We start from the raw sequence: 20,927 nt of genomic DNA, 5'->3' as shown, positions 1-20,927 counted from the left end.
AGGTAATAATCGTGGCGACAATTGAGGATTTTTTGAATTTAGATATCCGCATTGGTACTATAATTAAAGCAGAATCGTTTCCGGAAGCACGAAAACCCGCAATAAAACTAGAAATTGATTTTGGTAAGATCGGTATTAAACGCTCTTCGGCCCAAATTACAAGGAGATATAAACCGGAACAACTCGTTGGACGTCAAGTGGTCGCAGTAGTAAACTTTCCCCCTAAATTTATCGCGGGTTTTAAATCCGAGGTGCTGGTGCTTGGTGGTATTCCGGAAGAAGGTGATGTGGTACTGTTAAAACCTGATGAGCCTGTAAAAAATGGTACACCGGTTGCTTAGGAGGCTGTGAAGCCTCTTTTTTTATCGGTATTTTTGCCCCAAATTGAGGGAACTATAAATTGAGAAAATAAATTCCAAGGAGGAATAGCCCATGGCAGCATTCGATATCAGGGAGCTGGTGATAAAAAACCTTGAGGGAAGCACCAGGGAAGAGGTGGAAGGGTATATAAATGAAACCATTCAGACCAAAGAAGAACAGGCTCTCCCAGGGATGGGCGTACTATTCGAGGTGGTCTGGCAGAAGTCGAACCAAAATGAGAGGAACAGCATGATGGACAAGATTATGGCTGCCATCAACCGGACATAAAGGGGTGGAAGATCCACCCCATCGTCTTTAAGGTATTAACTGTTCCAGGATAGCGTAGGTTTGAGGTCCCACTATACCATCAACTCTTATATTATTGTCCCTCTGGAGCCGTCGTACGGCCATCTCGGTCAAACGGCCGAAGATGCCGTCTATGGGTCCCATATAATATCCAAGGGCCTGTAATTTCGTCTGGAGTTCGGCCACATCCTTCCCACGCATACCCCTGCGCAATGTTCTCGACCCAAAAGCTTGGCGGGATTGCACGTCTATGCCTCCTTCTGGAAAACTTTTGCAGTATAATAATATGTTAGTCGGATAAAATGTGTTAAAAATGATTAATAATAGCAGGAAAAAATAATTATTTTAAAGAATATATATCATTGATGTTGGAATAACTAAAAATTTCATTCAATCCATGGCTGTTTTCACGAAAGGGAAGGATTATTTTATTTTTATTACAGAAAATTAAAAATATAGAACAAAGTTTTAAAGAAATCAAACTAAAACTTAAAGAAAGAGTGGGTGAAAGAATGATTTTGTTTATCTTGGTACTCTACATGGCTTGTATGTTATTCGTAGGTTGGTGGTGCGGTAAATATTACATAAAAGGCATGACGGATTTTTTGCTGGCCGGTAGAAGACTCGGCCCGTGGCTTTTAACCGCCACGCTGGTGGCAACGCACTTTGGCGGCGGAGCCGTTATGGGAGGAGGGGAATACGGGTATAATTACGGGCTATCGGGAGCATGGTACGGGATATCATGCGGCGTAGGTCTGCTTTTCCTGTTCTTTACCTCAAAATTCAGAGATCTTGCTATATACACCGTGCCGGACTATCTGGAACACAGGTACGGTGGTAAAGCGGTCAGAGTCCTGGGAGCGCTACTTTCGCTCGTTGCACTTATCGGAATTCTGGCAGCTCAAACGATTGCAACTCAGAGTGCTCTCTCCATAGTCGGAATAAAGGGTGATGCCGGTGCCGTGCTGGCAACAATAGTTTTCATTGTTTACACTATGGTAGGAGGTTTATGGGCCGACACCCTGACCGATTTTATCCAAATCATAATAGCCGCCATAGGGGTAGTATGGGCCACAATGATAGTTTTGTCAAAAGCCGGTGGTATGGCAGGGCTTTCGTCTTTAGTTGCTGATAAAGGTGTGACGGACCAGTATTTTAATATATGGGGCATGGGATTTTCAAGCATTATGTGGATTTTGATTCCTACTGTCATGTACACCCTAATTGGTCAGGATTTTTATCAGAGGCTTTTTTCTGCCAGGGATTCAAAAGTTGCAAAAATAGGCTCTCTAGCAGGCGGTATTGTGATGATAATTTTGAGCTTATTCCCAGCAATAATCGGTATGGGTGCGCGGGCCCTTTCGGATATAGACGATGCTAGCAGCGCAGTTCCATGGGTACTGCAAAACCTTATGAATCCCGTCGTTGGTGGAATATTCCTTGCAGCCATATTGGCCGCCATCATGTCTACAGCAAGTTCGCTGCTCACCGCAGCTACCGCTCATATAGTGAAGGATTTATGGGTAGAAACCTTTCATGTAGATGAAGCAAAGGAAGAAAAAAGGCTCCTTGCTGTGTCAAGGAATTTTACTTTTATCCTTGGAATACTTTCGCTGATTATTGCACTTAAAGTTCCCGGGATAATTGATGCGTTGATTTATTCATATACCATGTATACAGCAGGTGTCTTCATACCGGTTATGGGTGGCCTTCTCTGGAAAGGTGCCACCAGAGCCGGCGCTTTATCATCAATAATAGCCGGTTCTATAATTGCCCTCGCAGGTATTTTGACAAAGATCAAAGATAAATATTTTGGAGCTCCGGTAGAAGTCTACGCAGCATTGATTTCACTCGTAATCTTTGTGATTGTTTCATTAGCTACCCAGCCAAAAAAGGTTGATGAACCGGCAAAATAAAAATTGATTCTTTCGTTATTCACGCATAGGTTTTTAAGGGAACCTTCCTTTGAAGTTCGAGGCTATCATCGAACTTCGAAGGTGGTTCCCTTAACGACTTTTTAGGGACTTTTATGATGTTAAAGGATTACACCGATAAAAAATATAATGGGAGGCGATGGATATGATAGTAAATGGAAATAATCTCAGTATAGAAGATGTGGCAAGAGTGGCAATTAAAGGCGAAAAGGTGGAACTTTCGGCAGAATCCAAAGAAAAAATCGAGCATTCAAGAAGATATGTGGAAAACATGATAGAAAGAGGGGAAGTAGTCTACGGCGTTACAACGGGGTTTGGAAAATTTTGTAATGTGGTTGTCTCGAGGGAAGACGTTAAAAAACTGCAGATAAATCTCATAAGAAGCCATTCGGTAGGAGTCGGGGATTACTTTCCCGAAGAAGTAGTAAGGGCAATGATGCTGCTCAGGATTAATGCCCTTGCAAAGGGATACTCGGGAGTAAGGCTTTCTACCCTGATGACATTAGTTGAAATGTTGAATAAAGGAGTTACGCCTCTAGTCCCATGTCAGGGTTCGCTCGGAGCCAGCGGAGACCTGGTGCCCTTAGCCCACATGGTACTGGTTATGCTGGGCGAAGGTGAGGCTATTTATGAAGGCAAGGTTCTTCCCGGAGGAAGGGCTCTGGAACTGGCTGGGATAAAACCGTTAGTGCTGGAAGCCAAGGAGGGGCTCGCGCTCGTCAACGGGACCCAGGCGATGTCGGCAATAGGTTGTATTGCCCTGGTGGAAGCGTTTAACCTTTCGAAAGCGGCTGATATCTGCGGAGCCTTGACCTTTGAGGCTCTGAACGGAATAGTAGACGCTTTTGATGAAAAAATTCATACGGCAAGGCCCCATCCTGGGCAGGTCGAATGCGCGAGGAATATGGCGCGGCTTATCGAGGGGAGTACCCTGGTAACCCGTCAGGGGGAACTGAAAGTGCAGGATGCGTATGCGTTAAGATGTATTCCCCAGGTCCACGGGGCGACAAAGGACGCGCTACGCCATGTCAGGCACGTTTTAGAAATAGAGATAAACTCGGCAACGGACAATCCGCTGATTTTCCCCGATGAAGAACAGGTTATTTCCGGAGGAAATTTCCACGGCCAGCCGGTGGCGATAAACATGGATTATATGGGAATTGCGGTATCAGAGTTGGCGAACATTTCCGAACGGAGAATAGAAAGACTGGTAAATCCCTATTTAAACGAAGGTTTGCCCGCGTTTTTGACAAAAGAAGGAGGTCTCAATTCGGGTCTTATGATAAGCCAGTATACGGCGGCAGCCCTGGTATCCGAGAACAAGACCCTGGCTTCTCCAGCGAGCGTGGATTCCATACCATCATCGGCCAATCAGGAGGATCATGTGAGCATGGGGACCATCGCCGCGCGAAAGGCCATGATGATAGTGGAAAATACCAGGAACGTGCTGGCTATAGAGCTTTTATGTGCGGCACAGGCTATTGATCTCAGGTTTGAAAAGATGGGGGACAAAGGCAGTCTGGGTAAAGGTACCGCCCTAGCCTATGAGGCGGTAAGGGAGCTCGTGGCCGCCGTTGAAGAAGATAGAGTTCTGAGCGGTGACGTAAAAATATTGTCAGAGCTTATACGAAGCGGAGAACTGGTAAAGAGGGTAGAAAATGAAATCGGTCCATTGTATTAATGAGCAAAAGCCTCTAGCGGCAATGCTCGTGCTGAAGTTGGTTCAAGCTCAGCAAAAAATTCCATGTTTCGATGAATTTTTACGAAGGGTAAGAAAAATAAAACGAGAAATATAATAATAAAAAATTATAGGGAGGTATAAAAAATGAAAAGGGTAATACGCGCCCCGAGGGGCAAAGAGATTTCCTGCAAGAGCTGGCAGCAAGAAGCTGCCTTGAGAATGCTTATGAACAATCTCGATCCTGAAGTGGCTGAAAACCCCGACGAACTTATTGTATACGGGGGAGCCGGTAAGGCCGCGAGAAACTGGGAATGTTTTGACAAAATAGTTGAATCTCTGAGGAACCTGGAAAATGATGAGACCCTGCTCATTCAGTCGGGAAAACCGGTGGGGATATTCAAAACCCACCCGATGGCTCCCAGGGTGCTCATATCGAATGCCATGCTGGTTCCCGCATGGGCTACTTGGGAAAATTTCTGGGAGCTGGAGAAAAAAGGACTCACCATGTACGGCCAGATGACCGCCGGCAGCTGGATATATATAGGCACCCAGGGCATAGTGCAGGGCACCTACGAGACCTTTGCCGCATGCGCTAACAAATATTTCGGTGGATCGCTAAAAGGCAAACTGGTCCTGACCGCTGGTATGGGTGGCATGGGCGGAGCTCAGCCTCTTGCTATCACCATGAACGAAGGTGTGGCACTGGTCGTAGAAGTGGACAGGAGCAGGATAGAAAAGAGGATTAAAACCAGGTACTGCGACGTCATGGTGGAAGACCTGGATGAGGCTATTAGCATGGCTCTCAAAGCAAAAGAAGAGGGCAGGGCCATTTCCATCGGACTTGTGGGCAATGCAGCAGAGGTGCACCTGGAACTGTTGCGCAGGGGTATAATACCCGATGTGGTGACCGACCAGACTTCCGCCCACGACCCGTTGAACGGATACGTTCCCGCAGGCATGACCCTTGAGGAAGCCGTCGAACTCAGGAAGACCGATCCACAAAAGTACATCGCGAAAGCCAAGGAGAGCATGGCGATTCACGTCAGGGCGATGCTGGAGATGAAAAAGCGCGGCGCAGTGGTGTTCGATTACGGCAATAACATAAGGCGCCAGGCTTATGACCAGGGAGTAACCGATGCCTTTGACATTCTCGGTTATGTACCTGAGTTCATAAGAGACCTGTTTTCCGAGGGAAGCGGTCCCTTCCGCTGGGCGGCCCTTTCCGGAGATCCGGAAGACATTTACAAAACTGATGAGAAGGTGCTTGAACTCTTCCCAGAAGATAAACACCTGGCCCGCTGGATTAAGCTGGCAAGGGAGCGGGTTGCCTTCCAGGGCCTTCCGGCGAGGATCTGCTGGCTGCGGTATGGCGAACGGGCAAAAGCAGCTCTGGCGTTCAATGAGATGGTGAGAAAAGGCGAACTCTCGGCACCCATAGTCATAGGTAGAGACCATCACGATACGGGTTCCGTCGCTTCTCCATACAGGGAGACCGAGGCTATGAAGGACGGCAGCGACGCCATAGCCGACTGGCCTATCCTGAACGCGCTGCTCAACGTAGCGTCGGGTGCCACCTGGGTTTCTGTGCACCACGGCGGCGGTGTAGGTATCGGATACTCCATCCACGCTGGAGTAGTCGTAGTAGCCGACGGCACCGACGACGCCGCGTTCAGGATTTCCAGGGTGATCAATAACGACCCCGGGACCGGCGTAATGCGCCACGCCGATGCAGGTTACGAAATAGCCATAAGGACTGCAAAGGAAAAAGGCATAAAAATGCCGATGTTGAAGTAAAAAGGAGGCAAAATTCATGGCCAAGCTTGTGGAATGCATACCAAATTTCAGCGAGGGAAGAAGAAAAGAGGTGATAGAGGCCATAGCTGACGCCATTAGGTCCGTGAAAGGCGTACGGCTTCTGGATTTTTCTTCGGACGAGAGCCATAACAGGAGCGTTTTTACCTTTGTCGGTGACCCCGACGCCGTGAAAGAGGCTGCCTTTGCTTCCGCGTCAAAGGCAGCCCAGCTTATTGACATGACAAAGCATAAAGGCGAACACCCGAGGATGGGAGCGGTTGACGTAATACCCTTCGTGCCCGTTAAAGGCATAACGATGGAGGAATGCGTGCAGATTTCCCGCGAAGTCGGCGAAAGGATTGCGGGAGAGCTTTCGATACCGGTGTTTTTGTATGAAGAATCGGCGACGAGGCCCGAACGGAAAAACCTGGCCGATATCAGGCGCGGCGAATTCGAAGGCATGGCGAAAAAGATAAAGGACCCTGCCTGGGCCCCCGACTTTGGAAAACCCGAAATACATCCGACCGCCGGTGCGGTGGCGGTAGGTGCCAGGATGCCGCTGATCGCTTATAATGTGAATTTAAACACTTCGGATGTTAACATCGCAAAAAACATAGCCAAGGTCATCCGGGAGAGCGGAGGCGGCCTGAAAAACGTCAAGGCTATAGGCGTAATGCTGGAGGATAGAAATATCGCCCAGGTCTCCATGAACATGACTAATTACGAGAAGACCGCCCTTTACAGGGCTTTCGAGCTGATCAGGATAGAGGCCAGGAGGTACGGTGTAGACATTATTGGAAGCGAAATCGTCGGCATAACACCGATGAAAGCCCTTATCGATGTGGCAAAATACTACCTGCAGCTGGAAAATTTCGATGACAGCAAGCAGATACTTGAAAATTATCTTATTGCAGAATAAAGGTTTTATGGAGGGTGAGCATGACCAATCCCGACCTTCTAATAAAAAACATAGGAGTTCTGGCAACGCCGGTAGGGAATTGCCCTGTAGGTGGAAACCGGCAGGGCGATATTAAGCTTATCAAAGACGCTTTTATTGCCGTAAAAGACGGTGTAATTACCGGTGTGGGCAGCGCGGAAAATCTTGTCCACATTACTCTCGGGGAAAAGACGGTGGTAATTGATGCCGGGGGCAAACTGGTTACCCCCGGCCTTGTAGACCCGCATACTCACCTCATTTTTTCGGGATGGCGCCAGAAGGAGCTTTCCCTCAAGCTCAAAGGCATGAAATACCTGGAGATACTCAAGATGGGGGGCGGAATTCTCAGCACCGTCAGGAATACCAGGAAGGCCTCTCTGGAAGAACTCGTTTCAAACGGCATGAAGTCTCTCGATCGCATGCTCGAACACGGGACGACCACCTGCGAAGCAAAGAGCGGTTACGGACTAAACCTGAAAGATGAACTCAAATCCCTGGCAGCTATAAGGGAACTGAACAGGTGTCACCCTCTGGATGTGGTGCCCACTTTTATGGGAGCCCATGCAGTTCCCGAGGAGTACAGGGAAAACAAGAAAGAATACATCAGGCTGATCGTGGAGGAAATGATACCCAGGGTAGCCCGGGATAAGCTGGCGGAGTTTTGCGATGTGTTCTGCGAAGAAGGCGTTTTCGATATCGAAGAGTCCAGATACATATTAGAAAGCGGCAAAGCGCACGGGCTCATACCGAAGCTTCACGCCGATGAAATCACACCGATGGGCGGCGCAAAACTCGCTGCAGAGGTGGGAGCTCTATCGGCAGAACACCTTATCTACGCTACCGATGAAGGCATCAGAGCGATGGCAGAAGCGGGGACTATTGCCGTCTTACTTCCCGGGACGTCCTTTTACCTCGGAGAATCCTTCGCTCGCGCCAGGACTATAATAGAGGCCGGCATCCCCGTAGCGCTTGCCACCGATTTTAACCCCGGTTCTTCACCGACCGAGTCGCTGCAGCTGGTGATGAACATTGCCTGTCTAAAGTACAGGATGACACCGGAAGAAGTGCTGACGGCAGTCACGTTAAACTCAGCAGCAGCCGTAAATAGAGCGTCGACTATCGGCACCATTGAGGTTGGGAAGCAGGCCGATATAGTTATATGGGATGCCCCCGACCTAGATTTTATATTCTACCATTACGGGGTAAACCTGGTCAGGACGGTTATAAAAAAAGGCCGGGTTGTAGTTCAAAAATAACATTAATGAAGTGGGCAATCGCGGGATTATTTTATACCTAATAGGAGGGTGAAAATGCTGCTTTCGGAATACCGCATCAAAGAATTTGTGGATGAGCTGGCTTCTAAAAGTCCGGCACCGGGAGGCGGGTCCGCTTCAGCCCTCGCCGGGGCTATGGGTATATCGCTGGCCTCCATGGTGGCAAACCTTACTTCCGGGAAGGAAAAATTTAAGGACCGGGAACCGCTGTTACAGGAAATATTGCTAGAAGCGAAAAAAATAAAGGAATCGCTAGTAACATTGATTGATAGGGACACCGACGCCTTTAACAAAGTGGCGGAAGTTTTAAAAATGCCCCGGGAAACCGAAGAGCAGAAAAAAGCAAGGAGCGAAGCTATGGAACAGGCGCTGAAGGAAGCCGCAGTCATTCCGCTGACAGTTATGGAAGAATGCCTCAAAGCTATCAGGCTGCATGAAAAAGCTCTCGGGAATACGACGACCTCCGCATTGAGTGATCTAGGGGTGGGAGTGCTGTGTCTTAAAGCAGCCCTCTATGGCGCGTGGCTGAACGTAAAAATAAATTTAAATTCGATAAAAGACGCAAAGTTTGTTGAAGATGTGGAAAAGAAAGCCCGGGCCATCTTAAAGCAAGGGACCGAGCTAGCCGACGGGTTATATCAAAAAATAGAGGAAGCGCTTGCATAAAAATAACGGTAAGGGAGCCGAAAGGCTCCTTTTTTTCTGTTTGCTATGGATTATAGGAGGGGGTATAATAAATAAAGAGAAACTAGCGAACTCTAACTCAAATTCGGCAATATCCAAGTAAGCCTGGACTTTCTGCGCCGGATGGTCTGGTGCCTTCATTAAGATTTTAATAAGCATCGGGGAGGTAGTACATTGAGGGAAGATATTATCAAACTGCGGAGAAAAATCTACCGGCTGATTGCCGAACACGCAAGAACTCTCGATAATCTTCAGGATGTATATACTGCGGTCGTTGAATCTATAAGCGATGAAATAAACCGTGAAGAAGCGGAAGCCCGCGTGCGCGCGGCGCTCGGCACCTTCGAAGAGGGTCAAATACCCGAAACTGTAAATTTTCCCTTTATATCAGTAATTGAAAAAGCTTGCGAGGGACACGGGGAAAAATGCGGGTGCAGGATCACCTGCGAACCGAAAGCTGTAAAAGTTAACGAAGAGGGAAAACCGTCTATAGACCTCAACGAGTGCATATCGTGCGGGCTCTGCATCGTAGCATGTCCTGAGGGCGCCATTACCGATAAAACTGAAATCGCCCAGACTATAAATATGATAAAAAAGCACCGGAGGGTTTATGCAGTTGTGGCGCCTGCCTTCGCCGGCCAGTTCGGTCCTGAGGTAAGTGAGGAGCAGGTTAAGACCGCCCTGCTGATGCTGGGCTTTTATGACGTGATCGAGGTAGCTCTGGGGGCCGATATGATTACCGTGAAAGAAGCGGAGGAATTTATAAGGCGTATGGACAGGGGCGACAAATTTATGATAACATCATGCTGCTGTCCTCCTTTTGTGCGGCTGGCCAGAAGCTACAGTGGGAGGATTGCAGGCATGGTATCCGATTCGGTTTCCCCGATGGTGGCTATAGCCAGGTTTATCAAAGCCGAAGACGAGGCCGCAAAGGTGGTTTTCATCGGTCCCTGTATAGCTAAAAAGACCGAAGCCAAACTGCCCGAACTCAGGGATGCGGTTGATTGCGTTCTAACCTTTGAGGAACTGGCTGCCATGTTTGAAGGTTATAAAATCAACCTCAAGGAGTTAAAAGTTGAGGTGCCTTTTGCTGATGCGTCTCACGACGGCAGGATTTATGCCCATACGGGCGGTGTTACCACTGCCATTGTATCGAGCATAAAAACACTCAGGCCGGACATTGATGTAAAAGCCCGACAGGGCAACGGTATCAAAGAGTGCAAGAAGATCCTCGATGCCATAGAAGACGGCACCCTTGACGCCAACTTCGTTGAAGGCATGGCCTGCGTGGGAGGTTGCGTGGGCGGGCCCGGAGTATTAATCCCTCCTGAAGAGGGGGCGAAGGCCGTCGATGAGTTTGCGGCAAGGAGCCATGTTAAGGAGGCCGTGGCGAACGATACCGCCAGGATACTGTTCAGCAAACATAAGGATAGAGTTAAATTGGAATCCCACCGTATGTGACATCCTCCCCGAATGAATAGTGGGAAATACCATTCTGCTAATGTACTATAGTTTTGTTCAATAGCTTTTTATTTCCGACCAGGTTATTGACAGCCGGGCAGGTAGAATGTATAATATATATTGTCAATCGATGAATATGTAGAATTGCAGGGATGGTGGAACTGGCAGACACGCTACTTTGAGGGGGTAGTGGAGATTTGCTCCGTGCGGGTTCAAATCCCGCTCCCTGCACCAGAAAACACTCGGTTTTCGAGGATTTTACGAAAACCGTTTTTTTTTATGTTCAAAACGGATTTTCTAACAAATTTCTAGAGGTAAGAAAGAAGAACCCCCGGTATAGGTCCGGGGAAGTTAATTAGTCTTTTATAGCTTCAACAAAACCTGTAACTTCGTGGTCGTGCCCTTCATTAAAGCTCGTTCTAAAACAAAAATAGTGGGTATGATATCCATTCGGTAATGGTATGGCTATTCCTGTATTAGCTCTAAAAAAGTGAAAGTGACCCTCACTAAAAGTTGTCATTCCGCATATTTCGTGATAATGTTGATGAGAACCATGCATCTTTGCAGGAATAGGAGTGCTGGTAATGCCAAAATGCATATGGCTGTGACCAGCGTTACAGGCCGTAACCCCTATATGTGAATGAACATGTTCTCTTGTATTAACTTTTAACTGCTCAGTGGAATTAGACAAATTGCTCACCCCTTTTATTTTTTTGACTAATATATTATTATGAGAGCCTGAGTTAATGGGTTCTTGCGTAGTTATCTTAAGAATAAAATTGTGCTTATGCTTTTAGCAAAATGATGCTAAAATAAATGTAGACCTCTAATATTTTTCTAGGGGAATACTTATAATTGCGAGGGGTTCGCTTTATTTTTTGGTGATTTTTATGGGCATCAAAGAAAAAATTATAAACTTCGCGAAGAGTATAGGCCTTGACAAGGTGGGGTTTACAACTGCCGAGCCTTTTTTATCCGAAAGGGAAATCCTGCTGGAAAGAAAGGAAAAGGGTCTTTTTTCACCCTTTGAAGAGAACGACGTCGAGCTCAGGTGTGACCCGAATGAACTTTTACCTGGTGCAAGGACCATTATATGTTTTGCCATGGGTTACCTGATAGAACACTCCGATGATACGAAATCGAACGCGGAAAAGCCGCTAGGTATAATATCGAAATATGCCTCCATAAAGGATTATCACCGGGTGATGGGAGAAAAATTGAGGTTGGTGGCGGATTATATTTTTTCGAACTGGGGCGGTAATTTCAGGATATTGGTAGATACGGGCGGACTTATGGACAGGGCCGCTGCCCGAAGGGCCGGGTTGGGCTGGATCGGCCAAAATACCTGCCTTTTTACCGAGGAATACGGTTCATGGGTCTTCCTGGGGGAGATCATCACCGACCTTGAGGTAGAGCCGGATGAACCTTCCGCAAACCGGTGCGATAATTGCGGAAGGTGTGTTAGAGCATGCCCGACGGGAGCTCTCGAAGCCCCGTACCGCATTAACCCGTTCCGTTGTCTTTCGTACGTGACGCAGATGAGGGGCTCGATCCCTGAAGAATTCAGGCCCCTGCTCGGTGTGAGGTTATTTGGCTGCGATACCTGTCAGGAGGCGTGCCCGAAAAACAAAAATGTGGGCATTCCTTCCCATGAAGAATTTATCCCCGATTTTTCCCTGGAAAGGCGCCTTATCAGGTTAATAAATATCGACAGCCGTGAATTCGAGAAGATTTTTAAGCCTACTCCCATTGGCTGGCGGGGGAAGAATGTTTTAAGAAGAAATGCCATTTTGGCGCTATCCAATGCCGGTCCCGGGCATAAAGAACACTTTGAAAAGCTCCTGGAAGATCCTTCGCCCGTCATAAGGGAACATGCACTGTGGGCGCTGAAAAGATAAGAGGCAGTCTGATGACTGCCTCTTCAGCTTGTAGACAAAGCCGCTTTTAGGATGCATAACCTAAAAGCGGCTTTTTGTTGAAGGCGAAGAAAATTTTTAAGAAAAACGAATGTAAAGCGGGGACTGTTGGCGGAAACGTTCCCCGTCTTTTCTTCCATAAAGCCAGCTTTTTTAAATTCATGCATGCGAAAAGAAGCGTGAGGTAATGTCCAACTTTCCTCAAGCCTCGTAGATTTGTATAGCGCATGCCATGCTTTTCCTTCGCATCGGCAAATACCCGCTCGATGGTCTGGCCGCGCATTTTGTATAGTTCTTTACCCCATTGGGTGTGTCTTATATCTTCCGCTATTTCTATGTAATGCTCCCATATATGCCGAGTTATGATTTTTGTGTAATTTTTACTTTTGGTGCACTGTAGGCGCATGGGACATTTACAGCATATTTGGGGGTTGCTCCTATATTCCCGGTATCCCGCCCGGTTGGTGGTGCTGTATTCTAATATTTGGTTGTTGGGGCATATGTAACAATCATAATATTCGTCATAGACGTATTCGCGTTTTTTAAAGTAGCCATCTTTGGTCATCGGCCTCTTGTAGGGCATAACGGGAAGCGCTCCTGCCTCAATGATTTCTCTGCATATCCCGGGGGTTTTGTAGCCTGCATCAACCACTACCGCCTCTATTTTAGAAAATTTATCGTTTACTTCTTGAAATAAATGGGAGAATACCTGGCTGTCATGAACATTTCCAGGTGCTATTTTGACACCAAGGACAAAGTTGTTCCGGTCACAGGCTACAGAAGCTGTGTAGGCAAAGCAGCGCTCTTTTTCCCCTTTTTGAAACATCCCACTTTCAGGATCTGTGGTGCTTACCCTGACTTTTTTAGAGCTATTTTCTCCTTTGTTGTTATCGTCATCATCATCTTCTTCTTCAAAGGGCTTTTTACCGTTTGCTTCCCGTTCGGCGTTGATTTCTTTTAAAAGTTCTTCCTTATATTTTTGAGTCCGTTGCTTAGCGACTTTCTCGATATATTTATTCTTATTGGCACTGGCTTTTATGTGAGTAGCATCGATAAATACTGCATCTGTTTTAACAAACCCGCATTCTATTGCTTCCATCAACACCCGCTCGAATATCTTTTCAAATAGATCACTTTCCTTAAACCGCCGTTCATAGTTTTTTCCAAAAGTTGAAAAGTGAGGTATTTTTTCTTGTAATCCATAGCCTAAAAACCAACGGTAAGCTACATTGACTTCTACTTCTCTGATGGTTTGGCGCATGGAGCGGATTCCATACAATGCTTGGAGCATGAGTAGCTTAATTAACACTACCGGGTCAATACTAGGTCTTCCTGTATTTTCGCTATATAGGTCTTTTACTTCATCATAAATGAAATTAAAGTCGATGCTTTCTTCTACTGCCCTAAGGAGATGGTCTTGAGGTACTAAGCTATCGATGCTTACTAATTCTACCTGCTCTATTATTTCTCGATTTTTCTTCGTTAACATTTCATCGCCCCACAATATTTTTGTATCTTCTTTAATTTTACTAAAAAGCTGATGATTTTTGTACTAGCTTTTGCAAAAAAAGACTGTCGACAGTTACTTTGTCGACAGTCTGAAGAGGCAGTCTGATGACTGCCTCTTATCTTCTTATATTATTGAGGTTTGTACCAGCCTTTCTGAACCATGAAATCGAAAATCATTTTGGCGTTCTGTTGCTCCTCATCCTGGATCTGGCGAAGGGCGTTTCTCACCGCCTCATTGGTGCATTCCATTATCGCGGTTTCGTATACTCCGGAAAGGTATTTCATCGTCATAAGTATGTCGTTCATCATATCCTTGTCGGCTATGGTGGCGGTAGCGGCCTGCTGCATATCACCAATACCTCCTCTCAGTTTTAATGGGCAGGGGGCTGTACTCCGGCCTGCTGGAGCAGGTTTGTTATCGTATCTATATGCTGCTGTTCTCTGTTTGCCAGGTTCCGCAGCATATTTGCTACTTGAGGATCCTGAGCCTGACTGGCATAATAGTTGCATTTTGTGACGCTGACCCTCTCATGGCTTAGAGTATCCTGCAGGTATAGTTTTTCTTTTTGCGTTAACTGCAAGCTGACCACCTCCACCTTTATTTTTTCCTTTAGTATTTTTTGTATTCCTGGTTAACAAATAACTTCGAAAAAAAGAGGAATATTAAATGTGAGTTCCAAAGAAGCGACGAGGCTGGTTTTGCCGGGGAAGTGTATTAAGATAGTGTTGTTAATTGAATTTCAATGTATTAAAATTGACTTAGGGTGAAAATAGATGGAAATTAAATATAAAATATGGATAGAACACGAGGGCAAGCAGGTTTTCGGCGACGGGATCTATAGGCTTTTACAGCTTGTTGAAAAATACGGCTCTATCAATCAGGCTGCTGCTGCTCAGAAGATGTCCTACCGGCAGGCATGGGGGAAGATCAAGAAGATAGAAAAAAGGCTGGGAGTTAAGCTGCTGGAGAGACATAGAGGAGGAGAAAACGGCGGAGGAGCAGTGCTGACCGAGACGGGTAAGGCTATGATGAGCCGGTATGGAGAACTGGTGGACAAAATAGAAAGCCTCCTGGCGTCTCAGATTTCGTGGAAATAAATTTTCCGAGGTGGTATTTATGGAAGAAATAAGGGAGGTATATCTGGATAACAGCGCTACTACAAAAGTGGCCAAAGAAGCGGTTGATGCAATGGTGCAGGCAATGACTTTGGCGTTCGGAAATCCATCTTCTCTTCACAGAAAAGGGATGGAAGCCGAGAGAATAGTTAGTAAAAGCCGCGAAACCCTGGCCGCCTTTCTGGGGGCAAAGTCGCGGGAGATTTATTTTACATCCGGCGGCACCGAATCCAATAATCTGGCGATAAAAGGCGCTGCCTACGCAAGGAAGCGCTACGGAAGGCACCTGATAACAACGGCCATTGAGCACCCTTCCGTACTCGACGTTTTCAAAAGCCTCGAAGAAGAGGGTTTTTCCGTCACTTACCTGGGAGTGGACGATTCCGGGCATATAAATTTGGAGGAGTTGGAGCGGGCGCTTAAACCTGATACAATTCTAGTAAGCATCATGTACGTCAACAATGAGGTGGGTTCCATCCAGCCCATTGAAGCTGCGGCGGAGATTATCGCGAAAAATAAAAATACGCTTTTCCACGTAGATGCGGTCCAGGCTTTCGGCAAAATTCCGCTTATTCCCCACCTCAAGGGTATACATCTTATGTCATTGAGCGCCCACAAGATATATGGCCCAAAGGGTGTCGGAGCGCTGTACGTCAGGGACGGAATCAAAATAATGCCGCTTTTTAACGGCGGCGGCCAGGAGGAAGGATTGCGTTCGGGGACGGAAAACGTGCCCGGCATAGCGGGCTTTAGCGCCGCTTCGGAACTCGCCTTTAAAAATATGGCCGCCTGGCAGGCGAGGATGCGGGAACTCAAGGAGAGACTAAAAGACAGGATACTGGAAGAAATACCAGATGCAGTTTTGAACGGCTCTGAAAACGGTGCACCTCACATCCTGAACATATCTTTTCTGGGCACCAGAGCGGAAGTGTTGCTCCATGCCCTTGAGTCCCACGGTATCTATGTGTCTACGGGTTCTGCCTGTTCTTCTTATAAAAAGGGCAAAAGTCACGTGCTGGCCGCCATGGGAAAGACGGCTGAAGAGATAGACAGTGCCCTGCGCTTCAGCTTTTCGCCCTTCCTTTCTCTGGAAGACATAGACTATACCGTTGAGATACTAAAGAAAGAAGTGACCGAGTTAAGAAAATTTATACGGAGGTAGACGATGGAAAATATTTACCTTTTGAGCTTCGGCGAAATCGGATTGAAAGGGGAAAACCGACCTTATTTCGAGCGCATTTTAGTAAAAAGGATAAAGCAGGCTTTGGCCGGTTTTGAAGGTGTTGACGTCAGGAAAACCCACGGGAGAATATACGTTAAAGCCGTGGGTCCTCAGGAAGAGGTGGTGGAGAGGCTGAAAAGGGTTTTTGGCGTCGTTGCCATAAGCCCTGCAAAAAGCTGTGACCTCAACATCGATTCTATAAAAGAAGCGGCCCTTTCGGCGATGCGCGAAGTGGATTACATGGGTAAGACCTTCAAGGTAGAAAGCCGGAGGACCAACAAATCTTTTCCGATAAAGTCCCCTGATATAAGTCGCCTTGTAGGGGCGCATATACTCAAGAACCTGCGAGGGTTGAGCGTTGATGTTCATAATCCTGATATAGAAGTAAACGTGGAGGTAAGGGAGAAAGGGTTTGTGTACTGCAAGAGAATTCCGGGCCCCGGCGGTCTGCCGCTGGGTTGTAACGGAAAGGCGGTACTTTTGCTCTCCGGCGGAATCGACAGTCCGGTAGCCGGCTATATGGTAATGAAACGGGGGGTCGAAATAGAGCCGGTTTACTTTCACAGCTTCCCTTTTACCAGCGATAGGGCCAAAGAAAAAGTGGTGGAACTCTGCCGCGTACTTTCAGGTTATTCCGGCAAAATACGCCTTCACGTAGTGAACTTTACCGATGTACTTAAAGAGCTGGGGGAAAAGGGTCCCAATGAACTGCTCACAATTCTCATGAGGCGCATGATGGTTAGGATTTCCCAGGAAATAGCGAAAAAAATCGGCGCTAAAGCTCTGGTAACGGGTGAAAGCATAGGGCAGGTGGCCAGTCAGACCATGGAAGCGCTGATGGCTACCAATGAAGTTGCGGAGCTACCGGTTTATAGACCCCTTATAGGATTTGACAAGGTTGAGATCATCGAGCTGGCAAAGAGGATAGGTACTTATGACATTTCAATAGAGCCGTATGCCGATTGTTGTTCGATATTCGTGCCTGAACACCCGAAGACCAGACCGAAACTTACCGATGTCCACAAGGCGGAAGAGAGGTTTGATATAGCCAAGTTCACCCAGTGGGGTTTGGAGAACATCGAAATCATTGAGGTTACGCCAGGAATCGTTTGAAGAATGTGGGCGAGCTTTTAGTCACGGAAGGGGATTTTCATGGAAATCAAAGGTGATACTAAGGTCTTAGGCATTATAGGGTACCCTGTAGATCATTCGCTCTCGCCGGTAATCCACAACGCTGCTTTTGAGGAACTAAAGCTGAGCTGCGTTTACGTACCCTTTCCGGTAAAGCCTGAAAATCTAAAAGAGGCTATTGAGGGTATAAGAGCGCTAAATGTAGGTGGAGTCAACGTAACGATACCTCACAAGGTTAAAGTGATGAATTACCTGGATGAAATATCTAAAGAAGCTGCTGTAATCGGGGCGGTAAATACCATAGTAAATAAAGGCGGCCGGTTGGTGGGTTTTAATACCGACGCTTCCGGATTTAAAGATGCGCTTTACAGGATAGCCGGAGTGGATCTAACCGGCAAGAGGGTTCTGGTGCTGGGAGCCGGTGGTGCCGCCAGGGCTGTTGTAGGCCAGTGCCTTTTATCCGGAGCGTCCTCGATTATAGTCTCAAATAGGACGAAGACCAGAGCTAAAGAGCTCGAGTTCCACTTTAAAAAGGCCGGCATGGGCTCGAAAATTTCCATCATAGAATGGGGAAAACAGCCCTGGCGCCGGGTCGCGAGCCGGGTCGACATAATAGCAAATACGGCGGGTGCGGGACAAAAAGATGACCTCGGCCTGGAGCTGGAAATACCCTGGGATGACCTGGATAAGAATACCGTTTTCTTCGATGCTGTATACGGCTCCGGGTCGACGCGTCTTTTAAAGGAAGCGCAATCCAGGGGGCATCTTACTGTTCCGGGTAAATACATGCTGCTTTACCAGGGGGTTGAGGCGTTTAAACTTTGGACGGGCCTGGATGCACCCCTTGAAGTCATGGAGGCTGCTCTGGACCGTTTTTTGAAAGGATGATGATTCGGGAGGACAAAAATGAAGGTACTGCTGGTGGGGCTAAATTCCAAGTATATTCACACAAACCTGGCCATCAGGAATCTGGCAGCGTACTGCCGGTCGGACGACGTAAAGATTTTCGAGGCCACCATAAATGACAGCATTGATGACGTGCTGGAGGAGATAATCCTCAACTCTCCTCAAATGGTGGCTTTTTCTTGTTATATATGGAATATCGACTATGTGCTATACCTTGCCGAGAATTTAAAGAAAGTAAGTCCAAAGATAACCGTGGTACTTGGAGGGCCGGAGGTTTCGCACGATGCTGGCGAAATCCTGAAAAGGTGCGATTATGTGGATTATGTCATTATCGGGGAAGGGGAATATACTTTTAAGGCGTTTCTTGACGCCTTTCGGGGTAACGGGCTTTTTTCGGAAATCCCGGGGATTGCGTACCGCCGGGACGGTAGACTTTACGTAAATCCGCAGGCAGGCTATGTGGATTTAAACGAGGTACCCTTCTCTTACGATGAGCAGGAAGACCTGAGCCACAGGCTGGTGTATTACGAGACGTCAAGGGGGTGTCCCTTCAATTGCGCCTTCTGTCTTTCCTCCCTGGATAAAGCCGTGAGAACAGCCAGCCTTGAAAAGGTGGAGCGGGACCTTTCTTTTTTCGTGAGGAAGGGGGTTGACACGGTCAAATTAGTAGACCGCTCCTTTAACTGCGATACCGAAAGAGCCATAGCAATTCTGGATATAATCCGGCGTTTAGGGGGGAATACCGTTTTCCACTGCGAAATAAATCCGGAGCTTGTAAACGACAGATTTTTAAAAGGGCTGGAGGGTATCGAAGACAGGCTCAGGTTTGAGGTGGGTATCCAGACCACCAACCCCGAAAGCCTGAAAGAAATATCCAGGAATCCGGATGTTGAAAGGGCGCTGAGGGGCATCGAACGTTTAAAGGCAGCCGGAGTGAAACTCCACGTTGACCTGATCGCCGGCCTCCCCTATGATGACTTTGAAAGTTTTAGCCGGGCCTTCGACGATGTCTACCGGCTTGAGCCGGATGAAATACAACTAGGGTTTTTAAAACTTTTAAAAGGCACCCGCTTAAGGGATAAGTCGGAAAAATACGGTATGGTATACCGCTCCAGGGCTCCCTACGAAATACTATACAACCGGTGGATAGGTTACGAAGAGCTGGCCGTGTTGAAGGGTATAGCAAAACTGCTGGACAAATACTACAATACCGGCAGGTTTAAGTATAGCCTGGCTCATCTGGGAGGCACCTTCAAAAGGCCCTTCGAGTTTTACCTTTCTTTGTACAACTACTGGAGGCAAAAAGGGCTTTTGAGAAAAGAACTTTCCCTGAAATCTCTGTACGATCATCTTTACCGTTATGCCGTTACATTGAATCTTGAGCCGGGACTTGTAAAAGATCTGATCAAGTTCGATTACATGTACTCCGGCTGCAAGGGATCTCCTCCCGATTGTATAAATCGCGAAAAGGACAGGCATCTTAAAGACAAAGTCAAAGCCCTGGCAGGTAATCAAGAATGGCTGAAGCAAAATTTACCCGGGGTCAAGGAATTATCGAACGGCAATATATGGAACAAGATTTCTTACGGGTATTTCAGCCACGACGTAACATCCGATTTTCGCAAAAGGGAGATAGGCGTGATTTTCCTGTATACCGCTAACGGAACGCATTTTGCTAAATTCGACCCGTGAGGCATCCTTACATGAGCCTGCTGAGCAGAAAGGCTGCCAGGAATCCGGCAAGGAGACCGATGTTTTCGATCTTTTCGCCTATTTTGTGAGCTTTCGGTATCATGTCGGTGCCGGTCATGAAAAGTATCGATCCGCCGGAAAAAGCCATTATTATTCCGAGCCAGGTTCTGCCTATATTTCGAAGCAGGTAATACCCGGTTAAAGCAGCGAAGGGGGTCAAAAGGGCGATTAGGAATGCCAGAGTCACCGCAGACTTGGGCGAAAATCTGCCTTCTTCGATCAGTTCGGTGGTAGAAGAAATCCCCTCAGGAATGTTGTGCAGGAAGATAGAAAGCGCAAGAACTATACCTAACTTCCCGGTATCGCTGGCAAAACCGATGCCCATGCTTAATGCCTCGGGCAAATCGTCCAGGGCGGTGCCCAACATCATCCCGATACCGGGAGCAATTTTCCTTATTAGCAGTCCTTCTATGGCGTAAAATACAAAGCCTCCCGCCATAAAAGCAACCGATGTGAAGACGGGGCCCGAGTGCCGGTATGCTTCGTGCATTAACGAGTAGGACAGAACCGAAATAAGCACTCCCGAACCGAAGGTCAGGACGAAGGCAAAAATTTTATTAGGAATCTTTTTCGTACCTAGATACCCGCCTAGAATCACCGCCAGGCCTGAAAGAGAGCTGTATAAAAAAATCTTCATAAAATTATCCATAAAATGCAATCCTTTCTGGAAGGATTTAAAGGAAAAATGGTGAAATTTAATTATTGAAGCGAAGCGAAGCGTTTTATTTAAGTTATGAGGGCTATAAGAAAGTTTGGGGGGTTTGTGTTGCCGTACTCTATATGTCCTTATTGTTCTAAGAGATCTTACTCCGCCGCAGATTTAAAAGTATGGATATGCCCCTACTGCGGTAAAGAGATAATAGAAGGGGAAAGGGCAGAGGAAAAAGAAAATGCAAAAGAAGAGCAAGGCAATTAACCTTGCTCTTCTTATTATAACCTAAAGG

The 20,927-nt window shown here is 47.0% G+C and carries 22 protein-coding genes and 1 tRNA gene; 17 read left to right on the top strand and 6 right to left on the bottom strand.

Annotated features, from left to right (window positions below):
• Nucleotides 1-11: 11 nt before the first annotated feature.
• Entirely contained in the window at nt 12-341 is a 330-nt protein-coding gene (csaA, locus tag TOCE_RS07445; RefSeq protein WP_013276260.1) for a chaperone CsaA, read from the top strand.
• Between the two features lie 91 nt (nt 342-432).
• Nucleotides 433-648, top strand: coding sequence for a small acid-soluble spore protein SspI (gene sspI, locus TOCE_RS07440; protein WP_013276259.1), 216 nt, complete (start codon nt 433-435; stop codon nt 646-648).
• Between the two features lie 27 nt (nt 649-675).
• On the opposite strand, the gene TOCE_RS07435 is transcribed toward sspI, so the two are convergent.
• The gene (locus TOCE_RS07435; protein WP_013276258.1) at nt 676-912 is read right to left on the bottom strand and encodes a peptidoglycan-binding domain-containing protein; all 237 of its coding nucleotides are present in this window, start codon (nt 910-912) and stop codon (nt 676-678) included.
• Between the two features lie 266 nt (nt 913-1,178).
• On the opposite strand from TOCE_RS07435, the gene TOCE_RS07430 reads away from it, so the two are divergent.
• The 8 genes from TOCE_RS07430 to TOCE_RS07395 all read left to right on the top strand — a co-directional run bounded on the left by TOCE_RS07430 (nt 1,179) and on the right by TOCE_RS07395 (nt 10,665).
• The gene (locus tag TOCE_RS07430) at nt 1,179-2,582 is read left to right on the top strand and encodes a sodium:solute symporter family protein (protein ID WP_013276257.1); all 1,404 of its coding nucleotides are present in this window, start codon (nt 1,179-1,181) and stop codon (nt 2,580-2,582) included.
• Nucleotides 2,583-2,745: 163 nt separating this feature from the next.
• On the top strand, nt 2,746-4,281 hold the full coding sequence (gene hutH / locus TOCE_RS07425) for a histidine ammonia-lyase (RefSeq protein WP_013276256.1): 1,536 nt from the start codon (nt 2,746-2,748) through the stop codon (nt 4,279-4,281).
• A 144-nt stretch (nt 4,282-4,425) separates the two neighbouring features.
• Nucleotides 4,426-6,075 carry a urocanate hydratase gene (gene hutU, locus TOCE_RS07420; protein WP_013276255.1) on the top strand — a complete coding sequence of 550 codons (1,650 nt, stop codon included), beginning with the start codon at nt 4,426-4,428 and terminating at the stop codon, nt 6,073-6,075.
• A gap of 16 nt (nt 6,076-6,091) precedes the next feature.
• Nucleotides 6,092-6,994 (top strand): glutamate formimidoyltransferase, encoded by a 903-nt coding sequence (gene ftcD, locus TOCE_RS07415; protein WP_013276254.1) that lies wholly within the window; start codon nt 6,092-6,094, stop codon nt 6,992-6,994.
• A 20-nt stretch (nt 6,995-7,014) separates the two neighbouring features.
• Nucleotides 7,015-8,268: an imidazolonepropionase gene (gene hutI / locus TOCE_RS07410; RefSeq protein WP_013276253.1), complete on the top strand. Its 1,254-nt coding sequence runs from the start codon at nt 7,015-7,017 to the stop codon at nt 8,266-8,268.
• A 54-nt stretch (nt 8,269-8,322) separates the two neighbouring features.
• A complete protein-coding gene (locus TOCE_RS07405; RefSeq protein WP_013276252.1) occupies nt 8,323-8,952 on the top strand; it encodes a cyclodeaminase/cyclohydrolase family protein in 630 nt (209 codons plus the stop codon).
• 192 nt (nt 8,953-9,144) lie between these two features.
• Complete coding sequence (locus tag TOCE_RS07400; protein WP_013276251.1) at nt 9,145-10,431, top strand: [Fe-Fe] hydrogenase large subunit C-terminal domain-containing protein; 1,287 nt, start codon at nt 9,145-9,147, stop codon at nt 10,429-10,431.
• A 146-nt stretch (nt 10,432-10,577) separates the two neighbouring features.
• Nucleotides 10,578-10,665, top strand: a tRNA-Leu gene (locus tag TOCE_RS07395).
• A 121-nt stretch (nt 10,666-10,786) separates the two neighbouring features.
• On the opposite strand, the gene TOCE_RS12930 is transcribed toward TOCE_RS07395, so the two are convergent.
• Nucleotides 10,787-11,029, bottom strand: a complete 243-nt coding sequence (locus TOCE_RS12930) for a YmaF family protein (protein WP_425358480.1) — start codon at nt 11,027-11,029, stop codon at nt 10,787-10,789.
• Between the two features lie 283 nt (nt 11,030-11,312).
• Here TOCE_RS12930 and queG point away from each other — a divergent pair, with 283 nt between their 5' ends.
• Nucleotides 11,313-12,329 (top strand): tRNA epoxyqueuosine(34) reductase QueG, encoded by a 1,017-nt coding sequence (queG, locus tag TOCE_RS07390; RefSeq protein ID WP_245523177.1) that lies wholly within the window; start codon nt 11,313-11,315, stop codon nt 12,327-12,329.
• Between the two features lie 46 nt (nt 12,330-12,375).
• Here queG and TOCE_RS07385 read toward each other — a convergent pair whose 3' ends face one another.
• The 3 genes from TOCE_RS07385 to TOCE_RS07375 form a co-directional block, all read right to left on the bottom strand.
• The gene (locus TOCE_RS07385) at nt 12,376-13,836 is read right to left on the bottom strand and encodes an IS1182 family transposase (protein ID WP_148218400.1); all 1,461 of its coding nucleotides are present in this window, start codon (nt 13,834-13,836) and stop codon (nt 12,376-12,378) included.
• Nucleotides 13,837-13,985: 149 nt separating this feature from the next.
• Nucleotides 13,986-14,204, bottom strand: coding sequence for a spore coat protein (locus TOCE_RS07380; protein ID WP_041423908.1), 219 nt, complete (start codon nt 14,202-14,204; stop codon nt 13,986-13,988).
• A gap of 23 nt (nt 14,205-14,227) precedes the next feature.
• Nucleotides 14,228-14,437, bottom strand: coding sequence for a ferritin-like domain-containing protein (locus TOCE_RS07375; protein ID WP_041423907.1), 210 nt, complete (start codon nt 14,435-14,437; stop codon nt 14,228-14,230).
• A 193-nt stretch (nt 14,438-14,630) separates the two neighbouring features.
• Here TOCE_RS07375 and TOCE_RS07370 point away from each other — a divergent pair, with 193 nt between their 5' ends.
• Genes TOCE_RS07370 through TOCE_RS07350 form a run of 5 tightly spaced genes read left to right on the top strand, consistent with a single transcriptional unit; the run spans nt 14,631 to nt 19,923 of the window.
• Nucleotides 14,631-14,954, top strand: a complete 324-nt coding sequence (locus TOCE_RS07370) for a winged helix-turn-helix domain-containing protein (RefSeq protein ID WP_013276248.1) — start codon at nt 14,631-14,633, stop codon at nt 14,952-14,954.
• Between the two features lie 19 nt (nt 14,955-14,973).
• Nucleotides 14,974-16,134 carry a cysteine desulfurase family protein gene (locus tag TOCE_RS07365; protein ID WP_013276247.1) on the top strand — a complete coding sequence of 387 codons (1,161 nt, stop codon included), beginning with the start codon at nt 14,974-14,976 and terminating at the stop codon, nt 16,132-16,134.
• Between the two features lie 3 nt (nt 16,135-16,137).
• Nucleotides 16,138-17,307, top strand: a complete 1,170-nt coding sequence (gene thiI, locus TOCE_RS07360; RefSeq protein WP_013276246.1) for a tRNA uracil 4-sulfurtransferase ThiI — start codon at nt 16,138-16,140, stop codon at nt 17,305-17,307.
• 39 nt (nt 17,308-17,346) lie between these two features.
• Nucleotides 17,347-18,213 carry a shikimate dehydrogenase gene (locus TOCE_RS07355; protein ID WP_013276245.1) on the top strand — a complete coding sequence of 289 codons (867 nt, stop codon included), beginning with the start codon at nt 17,347-17,349 and terminating at the stop codon, nt 18,211-18,213.
• A gap of 18 nt (nt 18,214-18,231) precedes the next feature.
• Nucleotides 18,232-19,923 carry a B12-binding domain-containing radical SAM protein gene (locus TOCE_RS07350; protein WP_013276244.1) on the top strand — a complete coding sequence of 564 codons (1,692 nt, stop codon included), beginning with the start codon at nt 18,232-18,234 and terminating at the stop codon, nt 19,921-19,923.
• A gap of 7 nt (nt 19,924-19,930) precedes the next feature.
• Here the strand turns inward: TOCE_RS07350 and TOCE_RS07345 are convergent, their stop codons facing one another.
• Nucleotides 19,931-20,632, bottom strand: coding sequence for a ZIP family metal transporter (locus tag TOCE_RS07345; RefSeq protein ID WP_013276243.1), 702 nt, complete (start codon nt 20,630-20,632; stop codon nt 19,931-19,933).
• A 117-nt stretch (nt 20,633-20,749) separates the two neighbouring features.
• Between TOCE_RS07345 and TOCE_RS12125 the strand changes: the two genes are divergently transcribed.
• Nucleotides 20,750-20,899, top strand: coding sequence for a hypothetical protein (locus tag TOCE_RS12125; protein WP_187286565.1), 150 nt, complete (start codon nt 20,750-20,752; stop codon nt 20,897-20,899).
• Nucleotides 20,900-20,927 lie beyond the last annotated feature (28 nt).

It is taken from the genome of Thermosediminibacter oceani DSM 16646 (assembly GCF_000144645.1).
In the GTDB taxonomy this organism is placed as follows: domain Bacteria; phylum Bacillota; class Thermosediminibacteria; order Thermosediminibacterales; family Thermosediminibacteraceae; genus Thermosediminibacter; species Thermosediminibacter oceani.
Note: the sequence above shows the minus strand (reverse complement) of the source record. Positions and strands in the feature narration are given on the sequence as shown.